Origin of the sequence: Chloroflexus sp. (assembly GCF_034434295.1) — a bacterium.
Lineage (GTDB): Bacteria > Chloroflexota > Chloroflexia > Chloroflexales > Chloroflexaceae > Chloroflexus.
The window spans coordinates 24,341-42,079 of record NZ_DAOTZQ010000084.1 but is presented as its reverse complement, the minus strand read 5'-3'; the positions used below and the strand labels follow the sequence as shown (position 1 = coordinate 42,079).

Sequence of the window (17,739 nt, the reverse complement as noted above, 5' to 3'; positions counted from 1 at the left end):
CTATCCTCTTTCTTCATTATCGATAATCACACAACTCCCAGTGACCGATTTCGACTGTCGCTTCACAATGGCTGCCCGCATTGCAATCTCGTATGGCTGTCGATAGCGCAACGGCGTCACTGGTACAATCGCAATCGAGACACTCAACAGTGGATATCGGCACGGTCGTCCCTGACGGTCGTGTCCAACAATATAACCACGCTGACGATCTTCAGGTGCGTAGAAGTACGGAATAGTAGCATCGAATCGTTCGATCATCGCCTGTCCGATCTGCTGCGCCCGTTCGAGGGTTGAAACCAGCACAAAATCATCACCACCTAAATGACCCAAAAAATCGTCAGGCGTGTCCTGCCAGTGGACAACTTCAGACAGTAACCGGGCAGCGTGTAAAATGACTGCATCACCTTTGAAGAAGCCGTAGTGATCATTGTACCCCTTAAAATTGTCAAGGTCGATATAGCCAACCGCAAAAGGTTCCTGTTTGACCAATCGCTCATGAATAACCTGTTCAATCGTCGTATTGCCGGGTAAGCGCGAAATGGGGTTCAGACTGCTCTCGCGTTCGCTCCGGCGCAAGATCGAACGAATACGTGCTGCCAGTTCTGCCGCACTACACGGTTTCACCACGTAATCATCAGCACCCAATTGCAGACTGCGTACTTTCTCATCTAACGAACTCACCGCTGAAAGCAGCATCACCGGAATCAGGCGCGTCGTACCGGACGAGCGAATCGTCCGTAACACGTTTAAGCCATCACCATCGGGCAGTAGTCGATCCAGGATGACCAGGTCGAAGAATTGTTCATGCATCAGCCGTAACGCCGTTGTCGCATCATATGCCGTTACCACCACAAAACCGGCATCCGTTAATTGTTGGCTAAGGATAACCCGAATATCCAGCTCATCATCAACCAGCAAAATCCGCGGCACGTTCTGACCGGCCTGGTGATGCATGGACAGCAGGCGATGGAGCTGTTCAAGCAGCGGTTGTTGCAGATCAATATAGGGAATGCCTGTTACAGGACGGACTGAGCGATCACGGGTGGCCACTGCCACAACCACACCGCGTGTCTCTGGATCGGTATGCACAATCTGCGCACATAAGGCCGGCTCGATATCGGCAGTGGTGCCAGCAATAATCAGCAAACGTGGACGGCGGTAACGGGCGGTATCAAGGCCGGCAGCGCATGATGACACTCGCTCAACCTGCCAGCCGGCATTGTGGAACAGAGCAGCCAGATCGTCGAGGTCTGCTTCGCCTACCAACACTGCTAAACCCGACCCTAGCGATGCAGACGGTAAAGCGTCTACAGATGGTGCAGCATGCTGATCTCGCCAATACCACGCCCGTGGAACACGGACAACAATGTCCTCATCCTCTTGTTGAAGATGTTCTGTCAGTAACTGAGCAAACTGACGCAAACGCACGGTTGAGCGCTGTAATGAAGAGACCAGATTGTTAAGGCGCTGATCAGTACTCTGTCCATAGTGGTGGACGAGGAGATCAACAGCACTCTGCAACGACGTGAGCGGTGATACATACTGATGAATAAACCGTTCAACCTCCGGAGAAAATTTACTCATGACTGCCCTCATCTGCTGGAATGACGGAGGTCAACATGGCAATCAGTCGTTCAGCCGAGACTGGCTTCTCGAGAAAACCACGTGCACCGAGCGCAAATGCCTGGGAAGGTGCATCAGGCGCCAGATCGTTGGCCGTCAATACCACTACGGGAATCGAGGCTGTCGCCTGATCGGCCTGCAACCGGCGCAACACTTCAAAACCATCCAGGCCGGGCATGCGCAAATCTAACAAAATAGCTTGTGGGCGAACGTGTTGCACGATGGCCAATGCCTCTTCACCATCACCCACAGCCAGCACACGCATCCCATGGCGCTGGATAAGGCGCGTTAATACTGGACGCACATTCGGATCATCATCCACAACCATAATGAGTGGTTTATTCTTGGTCGTTTGATAACGTATTTCTGCTACAAGCTGATCTACAGAAACCGTTCCTGGAAAGACAACAATGTCTTTAGGTAGTTTAACTGCCGATTCATCACTAACAACAATAATTGAAGTCAACTGGTAGAGGGCAAGAGCACGTAGTCGTCCAATCACCTCCTCAACACTAACAGGATGCAGCAGAACGGTCACTGCTGGCTGACGTGCCGGCAACATCGTTTGCAGATCGGCAATCGGCGTCAAAACAACTTCCCAATCAGATGTAGTCATCAGGCTGGTATGCAGCGCATCTGTTAAGGGATGACCATCAGTACCGATCAGGATGAGTGGACGCTGATCGGCACTGGCAATCCGCTGTACCGCTGCCAGCGGTACCGTAAAGCTGAACGTACTGCCCAAACCAACATCGCTATCCACCCAGATGCGACCACCGTGCAACTCAACCAGTTGCTTCGAGATAGCCAGACCAAGGCCAGAGCCACCCCTGACATTACTCTTCGACTGATCAAGCTGCTGGAACTTCTGAAACAATTTACGTTGATCAACTCGCGAAATACCCGGTCCCCAGTCACGCACACTGAAGCGCACCATACCCTGCTCGTGGGTAACGCTCACAACAACCTGGTGTTCTGCCGGCGAAAATTTGATCGCATTTGAGAGCAGGTTCACCAACACCTGCACGATCCGGTCGCGATCAACATCCACCAACGGGAGATTTGGCGGCACGTCGAGTGAAATTGTCACCTGCTGCTGACGGGCAAAACTGGCCAGGTCATCAATTGCGTTCCGACAGATCTCTTCGGGAGTGACGGGACGGCGCTGTAATTGTAATTGCCCCCGTTCAATTTTGGCAATATCCAGAATATCATTTACCAATCGCAACAGCCGGTTCGTATTGGTAAGTGCCCGTTGTAGCAAATCACGCTCGACACTCGATATATCACGGATCAGACCGGGTTTACCTCGTTCATTATCACCCAGCAACAACTGGAGCGCACCCTGAGTACTGGCGAGCGGTGTGCGTAGTTCGTGGGAGACCATGGAAACAAACTCATTTTTCATCTGTTCCACTTCACGCTCACGAGTCACATCGCGAAAGATCAGGATACGGCCCAGGTACTGCTCACGGCGATCAACAACCGGGGCCGAGAAACACTGCAAACGGCGCGCCTGTGGCCAGACCACTTGAAACTCTTCATTCGCCCGGTCGGTTTCTGAACCGAGCAGTTGTCCAAGCCACAATCCCAGACGGGCAGGATGGGCGAAGACCCGGTTGAAGATCTGCAACAGATCGTCATATGGCCGACCTTTCAGATCGTGCTCGGCAACACCGAAGAAATAGCAGGCGCGGCGATTAACCATCACCACCCGGCGCCGGGCATTGATCAACACAATACCATCATTCGTTGTTTCAACTACTGCCTGCGCGTGATCCAGTTCAGCCCGTAGACGTTCAAACAAGCGCGAATGCTCAATTGCCACACCGATCTGTCTGACCAACGACCGCAACCATTGCCATTGCTGTTCACTGAAACCATTCCCTGGCCATGGCACTAACTGCACAACGCCGGCCTGCCAGCCTCCGGCGACAATGGTCAACGACAGAATGCCATCAATAGCGTGCTCACAAAGAAATCTGTGTAAAGGAGCAATATCGTGTGACGATGATGGATCGGCAACCAGGTAAACGACTTCGTTACTCGACTCAAGCAGCGATTCGGCCAGTACCTGGCAATGACGCCCCAGATCGTTTTGCCACAACTGACGCAGCGTAGGCGCAAAGGCCGTAGCAAGAGCATTGACTTTGACACTTTGCAAGCGCAACGATTGCGTCTCATCATCATACAAATAAAGCGCACCCGCTGCGGCTTCGCCGATCACCACTAACTGCTCTAGCGCTGCTTCAATCAATTGATCGAACGTATGGGTGTAGAGCAGGGTCAGATTGGTGATCGCGTCGGAGATTACTCCTTCATCGGATTGTCTCCTATCGGTGGAGGCCAGCATTGCCCGTGCATAGGTAGCATCATCAACGAGAAACTGCAATGCGCTGATCTCCTCATCAGAAACCGACGACAACCAGCCGCATACGCACACTGCTGCCAACCGCCCCTGCTCGATGAGCGGCAGGATCACCACTTCATGCGGTGGGTGATCAGGCCAGATTGCAGAGGTAAATGCCAGCGCCAGGGGCGTCGATTGCTGACCCGGAATAAATCTGATCGGCTGACGCAAAAGGCGTAAATCGTGTAGCAGATAGTTCGGAACCGTAATGTAATCCGGGAAGACCGTCGTCCCACGATCCACAAATCGCTGAAGCAGATCAGCTTCAGGGTCTAACTGATAAATGACTGCCATATCGGCTGCTGCCACACTGCGTGCGCCGTCGAGCAGCACCTGCCACACCGTATCGTGCGACGTGGCACGATACATTTGCCGGCACAAGATAGCCAGTAACACCGATCGCTCAGACACTTGCACGATATGCCCTGCCACCTTCCTGTCTATGGCACACCCTACGTCTGCGCATCGTTCAAAATAGACTGAATGTAATCGACCAGTTCAAAGACATTAAATGGCTTTTCGACCCAGCCCCGTACAGCCGGATGAAACTCATGGTTTGCCAGATGTGCCTTGGGGTTAGCCGTAAGCAACAGTACAGGAATATGTTGCCAGACCGGATGCTGACGCAAATGCTGGCATAACTCAAGGCCATCCATCTTTGGCATTAACAGGTCAATCAACAAAAGGTCAAACGACTCGCGATCAAGAATGGCAAGGGCTTCAAGTCCATTACTGGCGACTGCTACCGTATAGTGGGCGTCTTCCAGCGCCATACGGGTGATGACTTGCAAATCAGTCTCATCTTCGACCAGAAGAATTTTCGTACTCATGCTCTTCCATTAAAACTATCTGGCGGGCAACCTCTTCAATTGCTATGCGCTGCTTGCGGTAAAAATCAGACTCACTCATGGCCAACCGATGAGCAACATCACGAACCGTTTGCCGGCGCAGGAAACGTCCTTCTAACAAATTGTACAACAACCATTCCTGGGCTGACGGATCAATTTGTTCATCAGGACGCAAATTAGCGATTGCCTGCCGTAACACAGCCTGTAATGCTCGTGTCGGGCTGCCACCCTGTTCGGCGAGAATCCGCCGCACGCTGCGCAGACCGAGGAGTGGACTTTCGGCCAGCTTTGGCCCACCCCACAACTGGGTAAGCGCATCCTTTACCAACTGCGGAAAATCTGGATGCAAGACAATATCATCATCGAGATTACTTAACGTTAGCGGGGTTGCCTGTTCCAGACGGGAACTCAATTGCTGCAACGATTGCATCTCTGGGGCCAGTTCTCGCAAGGCATCGAAAATCTGTCGTTGCATTTGCGCAGTCGTCAGTGCCAGCTCGATCTGATGAGCCAGGCCAGTCACCATACGACGCATATCGGTAGACATACCGCCATTACGGCGCAATTGATCGAGCGTCGCTTCCAGCCCAATTGCGCCGAGAAAAATGCCATCGGGACTCCGCAGTGGGAACAGGCAAAAATCATCGATCACCACAAACGAACCGCTATCCAGACTTGCAGCAGCGTCATACGGCATGGACTCCAACTGTGGGATGATGGACATCACCGGATGCTCGGTAACAAACCGTCGAACATCACGGCGCGATCCCCATACCGCTTTAACGCTAAAGCCATCTTCACCCGGTGCAACTATAAAACCAGTTTTGACGTGCAATGCACTACAGATCGCAACTAGCGAATTCTCCAGCAAAGCCCGTAGATCGGCACGGGTGAACATGTTGCGAGGCAAATTGCGCAGATAATCGATCTCTGAATGATCCTGGCGATAGATTAGCGCATCGAGATAGGGTTTCGCCTGCGTCACAAAGATCGGCATCAACACCGTCATCACCATCACACCGAAGGTGATCAGCGTCTCTGGTGGCAATCCCAAATACTGCGCAATAATCGGTACCGCTTGAATAAACAGGATGGTAGTGATACCAACAAACGGGCCATACAACCACCACCGCACAAAATCCTGTTTAATCAATCGCTCCGGGATCAGCATGCCTTGAAACGCTACCGAATAGGTCATGACGGTGAGCATTACGATCACAATCAGACTGGCAACCGCCTGTAGCGCCAGAATCAGGGTGAGCGGTATCACATTCGGTGAAGCTATCAGCAGAAACGGAAAGACACCAATCCCTGGCGCGGCGAAGGTTGCCCCCAGATAACTCAAACGTCGGCGTTGAGCAGGTGTCAGCACCGAGCGACGGACAATCAGAATCGCAATCAGGGCCGAGGCTATGGCCAGACCGAAAAAGAGGACGTAAAACCAAAAGAGGGGGCCAGCATTGAAGCGTGCCACTGGCCCACTCGGCGAACCGGTGTAGACGACCAGATTTGTACCGAGGACAACCAGCAAAAAGATGGCCAGACTGCCGATGTACGCAGCATAGACACTTCTACGCCAGCGTTGGGCAATCGTATGGGCACTGCCAAAGGCCAGCAAGGCATTCGCAAAATGGATATACCCTGCCGGTACCAACACAATACCTAACCACTGAGCACGACCCAGAAATTCAATCGTGGCCGGACGCTGAGCGCGAGCCAGCAAGAGATCACCGCTGTAGGCAATAATGACCCCCGCTAGCAACACACCTAATGATCTAACAATATCGCTGCGCCAGTTTTGCAACACAATATACGCCAGCAGCGAAAAGCTCACAATCAATACCGCAGCGAAGAGAAGTTCATTGATTCGTTCGAGAATTGCTACCATATCAATGTGTACAGGAACCAGATACGCTCAAGTAAAGTTTGCCAGTATGCCATGAACCCGGCGACATTAAGCGCAAATACCTGTCTTTCGCAACAAGCTGCCTGAATTGTGATAAGTGACCTGTCTATTTGTACTACGACTATTCCGATCAGAGGGTTAGTCTGAATTATACCATGGCAGGTAGCAGACACAACTACTGGAATAAACACTACTTATGTCAAGTAAACAGGAACAGTTTGTGCTATAATCGAGGGTGCAGAGCAGGCTTAGAACCGAGAAATTACCATGCGTCAGCTTCCAAATCTGCTAGGTCTCTTCCGTATTCTCGCGACACCTATCCTGGCCTGGATGGTACTGCTTGCCTCACCGACCGCCTATCTGGGCGCAGCCATTCTGCTGTTGCTGATGGCTTTGAGTGACATGGCCGATGGTCGCCTGGCCCGCCATCTGAAGGTTGTCTCACCACTCGGTGTTTTTATCGATACGATTAGTGATAAGATTTTCGTTGCCGGTGTTCTCATCCCAATGATTGAAACCGGCCTGATTCCAGCCTGGATCGCACTCACTATCATTATCCGCGAGTTTGTTGTTTCCGGTCTCCGCTCATTTGCCGCTGCCGAAGGGATTGTGATCTCAGCCCGTCGCTTTGGGAAGCAGAAGCTGGTGATCACGGTCGTGGCGTTGATCTGGCGATTACTGGCTGCCCATGCCGGGAACGGAGGCTTTCTCGGGGTCATGTTCAGTGGCAGTCTTGTCCTGCTACTGAACTTGTGGCCAGTTGTTATGGGGCTGGCATTGATCTGGACTGTCGGTTCAGGGATCGAATACCTCTGGCAGGCATGGCCACTGTTGCGCCGGGGATGGACGCCGAAAACATCGTGAACAGGATTGATCATTCCGCAGTGCAATAACTTCTAGTGGTAAGTACAGGTTTCAGTCTATTCCACTTTATATCGGATGTCAGGCGTACCGGTTGAACATCTCGCAAGATATCTGGCAGTAGTAGCGACGGACGACCTGGCATTTATCAGACACTGATCGGCAGAAGACAAACTATGCGGAAGCGTGGCTTCCGCACTCCACATGCAGCTACACGTATATTTACAGCTAACGACGCATCTACGGGTGTAAGAACAGGCGATCAATCGCGTTCGCCAACTGACGCAGAGTCGTCACCTCGTGCATCGCATCACACATCGGTGCGTATTTGTAGATGTCGCTGCTCAGCGAGCCGGGATCGTAGACTCCCCATTTCCAGCGCTCTTCAGTGGCAAACCAGACAATCCGCCGCGCTCGCCGCCGAATCTGCTCGAACGCCGGCAGGTTGGGATCATTGTCGTTGTTGCGTCCATCACCAAGGACAATCACCGTTGTTCGCCGGTCAACCAGGTGAAGCTGATCACGACAGAATTCAGCCAGCGCATGACCGAGATCGGTACTGTAGCTGCGCGTCGGCCGAATCTCAGCCAATACCTGAGTAATCGCCTGCTCTGGGCGTGATTCGGCAAAGTAGTGCGACATATCGTACAGGCGGTCAATAAATGCAAACGAACGGGCACGACTGACCTGATCGTGCAGGGCATAGATCATCAGCAACATACACGACATGACGTGTTGCGTACTGACGCTACGATCACACAAGATCACCAGTTTTGGTTTGAGATGCCGTTTGCGATGACGGATCAGCATCGGCACGCCACCAAACCGCTGATTAGTGCGGATCGTCGCCTTGGCATCGAGGGTACCGGTCTTGCCACGACGCTGACGCAGCGCCAGCCGTGTACGCAAACGGGCGGCCAGTTTTCGTACCAGCGTTCGCATCTCCGGGAGCAGGCTCTCATCGAGCCGTTCCAACGGCAGGTCGAGTAACTCACGCTCGCTGGGGCGTCCCTGGCCCTGGCGTGGCCCCTGACCTTGCGCCTGTTCCTGCATCTGCTGCGCCACCTGCTGGCCGATCTGCTGCTCCAGCGCTTGCAGGTTAGCCCGTGCGGCCTGTTCGATGGCCTGCAACGCCTCTTCCCGCATCCCTTGCTCGCGGAGCTGGGCAAGAAGCTGACGGAGCGCCTGCTGCAACCGCTGCATCTGCAACTCACGCATCGCCTGGTGCGCCATCCAGTCACGATAGCGTGGATTGGTCATATGTGGCGGTGAGACATTCGCCAGCATCGACCGAATCTGTTGATTACTGAGTGGCTGACCGCTCACCATACTCTGGAAGAGCTGACGGAGCGGGCCAGGAGGCAGTTGGGAGAGGAGTTGCTGTAACTGCTGCATCAGTTGTTGCAGTTCGGAAGGTGAAAGCTGACCACCACCAGCCGGTTGCATCGCAGGCGGAGCGTCTTTGCCAAAATAGAGCGGGAACAGTTCGTTGAAGATCGTCTGATCCTGCCGCTCTTTAATCAGCGCTGTCTGCAACGCCAACCGGAAAATATTGCGATCGGCAATACCGGCCTGTTCAATCGCTCGTAACGCATCGGCAGACTCAGCAACACTAATTCGCACGCCAGCAGCTCGGAGACCGGCAATGAACTCAGTAATACGTCGATCCATAGCTACTCCGCTAGTTATTTGTCCAATCATTACCACGATACCCACCGCGTGGGCGATCAGGGCGGTCAGGACGATCAGGACGGTCGGGCCGATCTCCCTGCTGCAACAAGCGACGTGCTCGCTGCAAATCGCTCTCGTATTTGAGCAGCACGTTCAGGGTGGTATCGAGCGTTGCTTTATCGAGCTGACGGGCATTCAACTCAACCAATGCCCGTGCCCAATCAAGCGTTTCGGATACACTGGGGTGCTTCTTGAGGTCGAGTGTGCGCAGGCGCTGCACAAGGGCGACGGCCTCGCGCGCCAGCCTGGGCGCCAGACCGGGCACCTTCAACTGCACAACCCGCAACTCGGCTTCGAGGTCAGGGTAGTCAATATGAATGTAAAGACAGCGACGCTTGAGTGCTTCACTCAATTCGCGTGTGTTATTTGAAGTGAGGATGACGGTTGGCACATGCTTCGCCTTCAGCGTGCCCAGCTCTGGTACCGACACCTGAAAATCGCTGAGAACTTCGAGCAGAAACGCCTCAAACTCGGCATCAGCGCGATCAATCTCATCGATCAACAAGACGACCGGCTGATCGCTCATAATGGCGCGTAACAACGGGCGCGGTAACAGAAATCGTTCCGAAAAGAAAACATCCTCTTGCGAAGCGAGTCGATCAGCAGCTTCGCGCAGGCTTTGCGCATCACCAAGCAGATCAGACAGTTTTTCGCGCAGCAGTTGGGTGTAGAGAAGTTGCTTGGCGTATTCCCACTCGTACAGCGCTTTTGTCTCATCAAGCCCTTCGTAGCACTGGAGACGGATCAGCTCTCGCCCCTGCGCCCCAGCCCATGCCTTCGCCAGCTCAGTCTTGCCAACGCCGGCGGGGCCTTCGGCCAGCAACGGCTTCCCCAAGCGCTCGGCAAGAAAAATCGCGGTACTGATCTCGTCAGAGGCGATATAGTTCTGTCGCCCCAATAAGTCACGCACATCGGCCATCGAATTGAACATTCCTGGGGCCTTTCTGTGATGATTACTCACGTAGCAGGTATCTTAGATGCATATCTCGGTTTTTCAGACCGGATGAAAATATTATAACACCGTTTCCTGGCATTTGCCGGGTATGACCGTTTTTGCGTTATACTATGGGCATGAAGAGACAACACCGTTTTCGCGCAATTCTGTTCGATCTTGACGGCACACTGACCGATCCCTTCACCGGCATTGCCCGCAGCGTCAATTATGCCCTGCAACAGCTTGGGCATCCACTCCTCAGCGACGACGAACTTCGGCGCTGGATTGGGCCTCCCCTGCACGCCTCGTTCGAGCAACTGCTTGGCGACCCGCAGTTAGCCGATCAAGCGGTTGCCCATTATCGGCAACGCTATTGGGAAACCGGTCTGTACGAGAACACTGTCTTCCCCGGCATTCCCGAACTCCTGTCTGACCTCAAGGCCGCAGGCATTCGGCTCTTCGTCGCCACCTCGAAAATTCGTCCGCCTACCGAACGGATTCTGACCCACTTTGGGCTGCAACCCTTCTTCGAGGCCATTGCCGCCGTTGATCCCGACGATCGCGATGGCAACAAGGCAATGGTCATCGGTACCCTCTTACCAACACTCAGTGTTGATCGAGCCTGGACGGTGATGGTGGGGGATACGATCTTCGACATCCATGGCGCACGTGCCCATCGGATGCCCTGTATTGCGGTAACCTATGGATATGGGGAGTATCGTGATCTCTACCTTGCCGCCCCGCTCGGCCTGGCTAACACGGTGGGTACATTGCGAGAGTTATTGAGCGCGGATGCTCCCACATTCAGTCGGATACCATCATTCACGGCCCGGCACGGGAAGGCAATATGATCCTACACGGCGTGACGTGCGCCTGACACGAAGCACGGCTCTGCGGCAGCATGGCTGCCGCACTCCAAACGCCGCGACCCGCGCATGACGAGCGGGTAAGGCAATCCTCCAGCGCGTGATGGCACGACCGGAGCTGCGATCCGACAATGGGCCAGTATCAGCACAGGCTGTCGTTGGTGATTGGCAGGCGTTCACGCGCCTGTGCGACCGTATGGACGCACGATAGCACCGCTTTTTGAAATAAGTTCTATTATGCAGGCTGCACGAGCAATGCAGGCAACCATTGGTACTTAAACGCCACTCCCACCAATCAGCTCATCAATCCGCTCCAGCACATACGTTGGCTGATACGGCGAACGCTCCAGATCGGTGCGCTGGCTATCACCGGTCAAGACCAGAGCGGTATCCATGCCGGCGGTCACCCCCATAGCAATGTCGGTCATCAGACGGTCGCCAACAATAATACAGCGCTCAGGCGGCAAGCCGATCAGGTTGGTAACAGTACGTGCCATAATCGGTGACGGCTTCCCGACGATCACCTCGCAACGGGTATCGGTGCAGGCTTCGATAGCGGCAATGATCGCGGCAGCATCCGGCTCACCACCACCGGGCACCGGGCAGAAGCGGTCGGGATTGGTCGCCACTAACCGCGCACCCGCTCGAATGGCATCAAAAGCGATTTGTAGCTTGCGATAGGTGAAGGTTCGATCAAACGAAGCAACCACAAAGGCGATTTCACCCGGTTTTTCACTCAGGGGAAAACCGGCCGCCTCCAGTTCACCGATAAGCGGTGCTTCGCCAACGACGAATAATGGCGCACCAGGCGCATTAGCCAGCAACCATTCGACCATAACTGCGGAACTGTTCACAATCTCGTGCTCATCGGCAGCAATGCCCAGGCGCTGCAACCGCTCGGCATACTGGCGACGTGTCTTCGTCGGATTATTCGAGAGAAATGTGACCCGGCGGCCCTCACGGCGTAGCGTTTGCAAAAGTTCAGCAGCACCGGGCAAGAGAATGTCACCCAGATAGATCGTGCCATCAAGATCAAAAATATACCCGTCATAACGTGGAATTGTTTGCATGCCAGCTCCAGTGTCGTGTTCATCATGTGCCATACTGTTAGAGATGGTATCACACAAATAACAGACGTGCGATACATTTAAAGCGTCGCACGTCTGCTATCGATCCCCCATCTGGTGTTCGGAAACTCTACAGACCGAAGAGATTAAGCATGTAACGGAGATTTTCCAGACTAACCGGCTTTGCCAGAAAGAGGTTAGCACCTGCATTTAACGCATACGTCTCAACAATGGAATCAGCAGATATCATCACAATCGGCATAGTATACCCTTCCTGGCGCAAAGTGAAGGTTAGATCGATGCCGTCCATCTTTGGCATATGGTAATCAGTGATGATCAGGTCGTACGATTGGCGACGCGCCAGTTTCAAGCCATCGGCCTCGTGATTCGCCGTATCAACCTTCACACCACGTCGCAATGCTCTCATTGCGTTTTGCAAGAAAGAGTGCACATTGGCTTCGTCTTCTACAATGAGGATGCGCATAGTATCTCTCGTTCACTCTGTGCCTTCCATCACTTTACAAAACGTGATAGATCGCCAAATTTCCGCGTTCATCATCAGGTTCATCTTTTTTTAATAAGCTCTCCTATGCTGACCTGTGTTAAGATCAGTCACGGGTCTACGGCGAAGGAGGTTCATATGCAGCAACGGCCACGGCTCGGTGTAGTCACCGGCGGTTCGCTTCAAGAGGGATTAACGGTACGGCTCGATGCCGGTACGTCAGTTGAAGATATGCGCGTTGGTAAGTTCGTGGTCGTGAAGGGCCAGCGCTTCACATTTTTCTCGATGGTGACCGATGTCCGGCTTGGGGCGACGACCTCAAAGGTGATGCTTGATCCACCGCCAGCCGATGATTTTTTTGCCAGTGTACTCAACGGTACCACTACCTACGGCGAACTTCGGCTCGATCTTCGCCTGATGCTGCCTCTCGACGGGGACGCTGATTTGTTGCCGGTTAAAACAGTGCCACCTCATTTCGCCCCACTCTACGAGGCCAGCGAAGCCGACTTCACGCAAGTGTTTGGTCAGGAAGAGGGGAGCCGGTTTATGATCGGGACACCGCTCGATATGGCGGTGCCGGTATGTATCGACCTGAATCGCCTGGTCGAGCGCTCGAACGGCGTCTTCGGGAAGAGTGGTACCGGTAAGAGCTTTCTGACCCGTCTGCTGGTGTGTGGCGTGATCCTGAGCGACGTGGCCTCTAACCTGATCTTCGATATGCACAACGAATATGGATGGACGGCTCGCTCAGAAGGGAGTCATTTTGTTAAGGGGTTGCGTCAGCTCTTCGGGAGCCGTGTGCTAGTGTACAGTCTGGCTGATAGCGCGTTCAATCACGGTCAGATCGACGGTGAGATCGTGATCGGTTATGATCAGATCGAACCAGAAGATGTGCTGTTGTTAAGCGAGGAGCTAAATCTCAATCCTACCGCTGCCGAGACCGCCGAATTACTGGTTGACGAGTACCGCACTCAATGGCTGGCGGCGTTATGGGAGATGGATCAGGAAGCCTTGAAGGCATTTGCCGAACAGAAGAGTGCCAGTCTGGCCTCGCTGCAAGCCCTCAAGCGCAAGACATTGCAATTGAAGCGTCTCGGCTTTGTTCGGGATCAGGCCGATCTGTCGCCTGTTGATCATCTAATCAACGCGTTGATGGCCGGACGGCATGTAGTGCTGAGTTTTGGTCGTTACGATGATCCATTAGCCTACATGCTGGTCGCCAACATCCTCACCCGGCGTATCCACCAGCGCTGGCGTGAACAAACCGAACGCTATCTTCAGACTAAAAATGAAGCAGATCGTCCACGCCCGCTGATGATCACTATCGAAGAAGCGCACAAATTCCTTAACCCACGACTGGCACGGCAAACCATCTTCGGCACGATTGCCCGCGAAATGCGCAAGTATAGCGTCACCCTGCTGGTCGTTGATCAGCGACCCTCTTCTATCGACAGCGAGGTGCTCAGTCAGCTTGGTACGCGTATCACCGCTCTCCTGAGTGATGAACACGATATCGACGCAGTATTCACCGGTGTCGGCGGTAGTAGCCGGCTCCGTGCTGTGCTGGCCAATCTCGACACCCGCCAGCAGGCACTTGTGCTTGGTCACGCGGTACCCATGCCGGTCGTAGTGCAAACCCGTGCCTACGATGAGCAGTTTTATCGCTATATCGAGCAACGTACCCGACGTGCGGTTGATCTGGTACAGGCCCAGCAAGAAATCGATGAGCTGTTTCCAGACTGATACGGATGGATGGTGGTATGCTCCCCCCCGCTGGGAGCGAGAGTATGCCCTCACCCCCGGCCCCTCTCCCGCGCCCGCACGGGAGAGGGGAGAACGGCAAGCGGCACCGAGGCGTTCTGATGCAATATCTGATGCAATAAACGACGGGTTCGTTCTTATGTTTTGTCTGTTCCTCCCCCCAGCGGGGGGGAGGTTAGGAGGGGGGCCGGGATTAAGGTGAGCGGGAACCAGTATGGAACACGTCCGTCATCACTCCTCCGCTCCTCTCCTGCAATGTGAGCAGAGCGGTGAGGTAAGCCCCCACGCCACCAATGCTTGCCGCGACGTTTCATGCTCAGCGGGGTGCCACCGCCAGTGCAGGTAGCCGGGCGGTACCTGCGGCGATGTTCAGGCAGGCACAGCCGCTGATGAAGAAGGCACTCCCCAGCCCAAAAGAAGGAACTACTATACGGCGAGCACGTGCATAGCTGGCGCGTGCAGGAATGGGATCGGTACCGTGCGCACCAGCGGCGTGCGCTCCCAGCTCCCGGCGAAGGATAGGGAGCACGCCACTCCCATTTCCTACTCCCCATTCCCCCGATGTGAGCGAGGGCTGGAAGGTGAGGTGCGGGGCACACCCCCACCCCAGCCCGCCCCCGCTGGGGGCGGGAGAATGCCCTGGAGCACGTCCATATTCCCACTCGCCATTCCCCTTTCCCCCGATGTGAGCGGAGGAATGCTATAATAGACTCGGCCCCGCACAATAAATGAAGAGGAGCGATGTATGCCCCACACTGAGCCAAACCCTGCGCTGATCAGCGCCATTGAAGAGGTGCAACAGCGCGTGCTCTGGCTGTCAACGCTGATGATCCATCACGCCAATCATGTGCGTCCCAATCTGGACGGGGTAAAGGTGGGTGGTCATCAGGCTTCATCTGCGTCAATGGTGACCATTTTAACCACGTTGTACTTATGTTATCTGCGACCTGGCGACCGTGTCTCGATTAAACCACATGCTTCACCAGCCTATCATGCGCTCCAGTACTTGCTCGGTCGGCTCGATACCCGCTATCTTTCTCAACTGCGGGCATTTGGCGGTTTGCAGGCTTATCCGTCACGCACCAAAGACCCTGATGCGCCCGATTTCTCGACCGGATCGGTCGGTTTGGGGGCAGTAGCCCCGGCCTTCGCCGCCCTCAGTGCACACTATATTGCAGCCCACTTCGGCAAACCGGCAACCCAACGCTTTATCGCGCTGGTCGGTGATGCTGAACTCGATGAAGGGAACGTCTGGGAGGCGGTGATCGATCCGGCGCTCGACCAGCTCGACAACCTGCTCTGGATCGTTGACCTCAATCGTCAGAGTCTGGATCGGGTGGTACCCGGCATTCGCGCTGCCCATCTCAAGCGATTGTTTGCCGAGAGCGGCTGGCGGGTGTTGGAAGCCAAATATGGTCGGCGGTTGCAAGCACTCTTTGCACAACCAGGCGGCGAGGTGCTACGCGCACGCATTGACGAGATGAGTAACGAGGAGTATCAGGCTCTCATTCGACTCAATGGTCGCGATCTACGTCCACGACTGATCGACAACGATGAGCGATTGGCCCGTCTGTTGGCGCAGGTGCCTGACGATGAGTTACCGGCTACCCTGGCCAATCTGGGTGGTCACGATGTGAGCGAACTCCTGGCGACGCTTGCCGCTGCCGATGCCGAACCGCGACGTCCGACCATCATTTTTGCGTATACGATCAAAGGGTGGGGGTTACCGATTGCCGGTAATCCGCTCAACCACTCGATGCTGCTCAGTCCAGAGCAGATCGAAGCTCTGCGCGAGCAGTTGGCCATTCCGCCCGGCCACGAATGGGATCGGCTGCCAGAGGACTCTCCGGGCGGGAAGTTGTGCGCGGAAGCGGCCAGGCGGCTCTACGGTGTGGCGACGTCCCCGGTTTCGCCATCAGCCATCCCATTACCCGATGAGATTACCGTCCCGACCAGCGGTACAGTCAGTACCCAGGACACGTTCGGACGCTTTATGGTGCGGCTTGCCGACATCGCCGGCCTGCGCGAACGCATCGTCACCGCGTCACCCGATGTTTCGGTTTCGACCAACCTGGCCGGCTGGATCAACAAGACCGGTGTGTTTGCCCGGCGCGAAGAACCAGACTTTGAAACCGAAGCCTATCGCATGTTGCGCTGGCGACGCTGGCCGGGTGGGCAGCATATCGAGTTAGGCATCTCGGAGATGAATCTCTTTATGCTGCTGGGCATGTTCGGTATCGCCGGCGATCTCATCGGTGAGCCGCTGATTCCGATTGGTACGGTGTACGACCCGTTTGTCTGCCGCGGGCTTGATGCCTTCATTTACGGCCTGTATTCAGGTGCACGCTTTATTGTTGTCGGTACGCCGAGTGGTATTACGCTCTCTCCTGAAGGTGGCGCCCATCAGTCATCGGTCACCGCTTCGTTGGGGATGGAGCTACCACAACTGGCGAGTTTTGAACCTTGTTTTGCGCTTGAGACAGCCTGGCTATTGCACGAAGCTCTTCGCCTGTGCCTCGATCCGAACGGCTCAGCCAGCTACCTGCGCCTCTCGACCCGGCCAATCGATCAGAGCTTATTGCAACCCGCACTTGATCGGTTCGGTACTGCTGAACTACGTCGTCAGGTCTTGCGCGGTGGCTACCGGCTGATCGACCGCACAGATTATCGCGATCTGTCACGATCACCACTCGTACATATCGTGACCAGCGGTGTGCTGGTTCCCGAAGCGGTGAGCGCAGCCCACTATCTGCGTCGGGAAGGGGTTGCCGTCAACGTTATCAACCTGACCAGTGCCCGTCGAGTCTATGAACACTGGCAGTGTGGCGACGATTTGAGCTGGCTCTTCCTTGCCGACGAACGTAAGGCACCTATCGTCACAGTGCACGACGCTGCATCGCACGCGCTGGCATGGCTCGGATCGGTCTTCGGTGTGCCCTTACGAGCGCACGGGGTTGATCGTTTTGGTCAATCGGGAAGCCGTGATGATCTCTATCGAGCCTTCCATCTTGACCTGATGTCAATTGTTGAGAGTGCGTTTGAGCTGGTAGATGAAGTATATGGCGGCTGATGGAGGGTTGAGTCATGACCTGAATACACTCACCAAGTGCGGGAGTATGGCTTCTACACTCCAGCAGGGTCATGAACACTGGGCGCTTGCAGCCTGGATGGACAGGAACACCGGTTTTCCTGCAACCTACCGGTTTCATCGCCGCATACGATAGGCGAAG

At 54.7% G+C, this 17,739-nt stretch carries 13 protein-coding genes; 4 read left to right on the top strand and 9 right to left on the bottom strand.

The genetic code is table 11. The features are described 5' to 3' along the window. From VAE57_RS12025 to VAE57_RS12010, 4 genes are all read right to left on the bottom strand, one after another. Positions 1-1,584, bottom strand: a complete 1,584-nt coding sequence (locus tag VAE57_RS12025) for a response regulator (protein WP_322822118.1) — start codon at positions 1,582-1,584, stop codon at positions 1-3. Beyond that, positions 1,577-4,402 (bottom strand): ATP-binding protein, encoded by a 2,826-nt coding sequence (locus VAE57_RS12020; RefSeq protein ID WP_322822117.1) that lies wholly within the window; start codon positions 4,400-4,402, stop codon positions 1,577-1,579. Before VAE57_RS12020 ends, VAE57_RS12025 begins: the two co-directional genes overlap by 8 nt. 83 nt (positions 4,403-4,485) lie before the next feature. Beyond that, on the bottom strand, positions 4,486-4,863 hold the full coding sequence (locus tag VAE57_RS12015; protein ID WP_322822116.1) for a response regulator: 378 nt from the start codon (positions 4,861-4,863) through the stop codon (positions 4,486-4,488). After that, positions 4,832-6,769, bottom strand: coding sequence for a histidine kinase N-terminal 7TM domain-containing protein (locus VAE57_RS12010; RefSeq protein ID WP_322822115.1), 1,938 nt, complete (start codon positions 6,767-6,769; stop codon positions 4,832-4,834). The genes VAE57_RS12015 and VAE57_RS12010 overlap by 32 nt, the downstream gene beginning before the upstream one ends. Positions 6,770-7,054: 285 nt before the next feature. Between VAE57_RS12010 and VAE57_RS12005 the strand changes: the two genes are divergently transcribed. Continuing rightward, complete coding sequence (locus VAE57_RS12005) at positions 7,055-7,651, top strand: CDP-alcohol phosphatidyltransferase family protein (protein WP_322822114.1); 597 nt, start codon at positions 7,055-7,057, stop codon at positions 7,649-7,651. A gap of 237 nt (positions 7,652-7,888) precedes the next feature. Here the strand turns inward: VAE57_RS12005 and VAE57_RS12000 are convergent, their stop codons facing one another. Together VAE57_RS12000 and VAE57_RS11995 are read right to left on the bottom strand one after the other, a co-directional pair. Beyond that, positions 7,889-9,319 carry a VWA domain-containing protein gene (locus VAE57_RS12000; RefSeq protein WP_322822113.1) on the bottom strand — a complete coding sequence of 477 codons (1,431 nt, stop codon included), beginning with the start codon at positions 9,317-9,319 and terminating at the stop codon, positions 7,889-7,891. Positions 9,320-9,329: 10 nt separating this feature from the next. Beyond that, on the bottom strand, positions 9,330-10,310 hold the full coding sequence (locus tag VAE57_RS11995) for a MoxR family ATPase (protein WP_322822112.1): 981 nt from the start codon (positions 10,308-10,310) through the stop codon (positions 9,330-9,332). A 140-nt stretch (positions 10,311-10,450) separates the two neighbouring features. On the opposite strand from VAE57_RS11995, the gene VAE57_RS11990 reads away from it, so the two are divergent. After that, positions 10,451-11,164 (top strand): HAD family hydrolase, encoded by a 714-nt coding sequence (locus VAE57_RS11990; RefSeq protein ID WP_322822111.1) that lies wholly within the window; start codon positions 10,451-10,453, stop codon positions 11,162-11,164. 290 nt (positions 11,165-11,454) lie between these two features. Here VAE57_RS11990 and VAE57_RS11985 read toward each other — a convergent pair whose 3' ends face one another. After that, positions 11,455-12,249 (bottom strand): HAD-IIA family hydrolase, encoded by a 795-nt coding sequence (locus VAE57_RS11985; RefSeq protein ID WP_322822110.1) that lies wholly within the window; start codon positions 12,247-12,249, stop codon positions 11,455-11,457. Positions 12,250-12,376: 127 nt separating this feature from the next. Next, positions 12,377-12,730, bottom strand: a complete 354-nt coding sequence (locus VAE57_RS11980) for a response regulator (protein ID WP_322822109.1) — start codon at positions 12,728-12,730, stop codon at positions 12,377-12,379. 156 nt (positions 12,731-12,886) lie between these two features. On the opposite strand from VAE57_RS11980, the gene VAE57_RS11975 reads away from it, so the two are divergent. Continuing rightward, positions 12,887-14,491, top strand: coding sequence for an ATP-binding protein (locus tag VAE57_RS11975; RefSeq protein WP_322822108.1), 1,605 nt, complete (start codon positions 12,887-12,889; stop codon positions 14,489-14,491). 334 nt (positions 14,492-14,825) lie between these two features. Here the strand turns inward: VAE57_RS11975 and VAE57_RS11970 are convergent, their stop codons facing one another. Then, complete coding sequence (locus VAE57_RS11970; RefSeq protein ID WP_322822107.1) at positions 14,826-15,038, bottom strand: hypothetical protein; 213 nt, start codon at positions 15,036-15,038, stop codon at positions 14,826-14,828. 216 nt (positions 15,039-15,254) lie between these two features. On the opposite strand from VAE57_RS11970, the gene VAE57_RS11965 reads away from it, so the two are divergent. Then, the gene (locus VAE57_RS11965; protein WP_322822106.1) at positions 15,255-17,579 is read left to right on the top strand and encodes a transketolase-like TK C-terminal-containing protein; all 2,325 of its coding nucleotides are present in this window, start codon (positions 15,255-15,257) and stop codon (positions 17,577-17,579) included. The last annotated feature ends 160 nt before the right edge of the window (positions 17,580-17,739 follow it).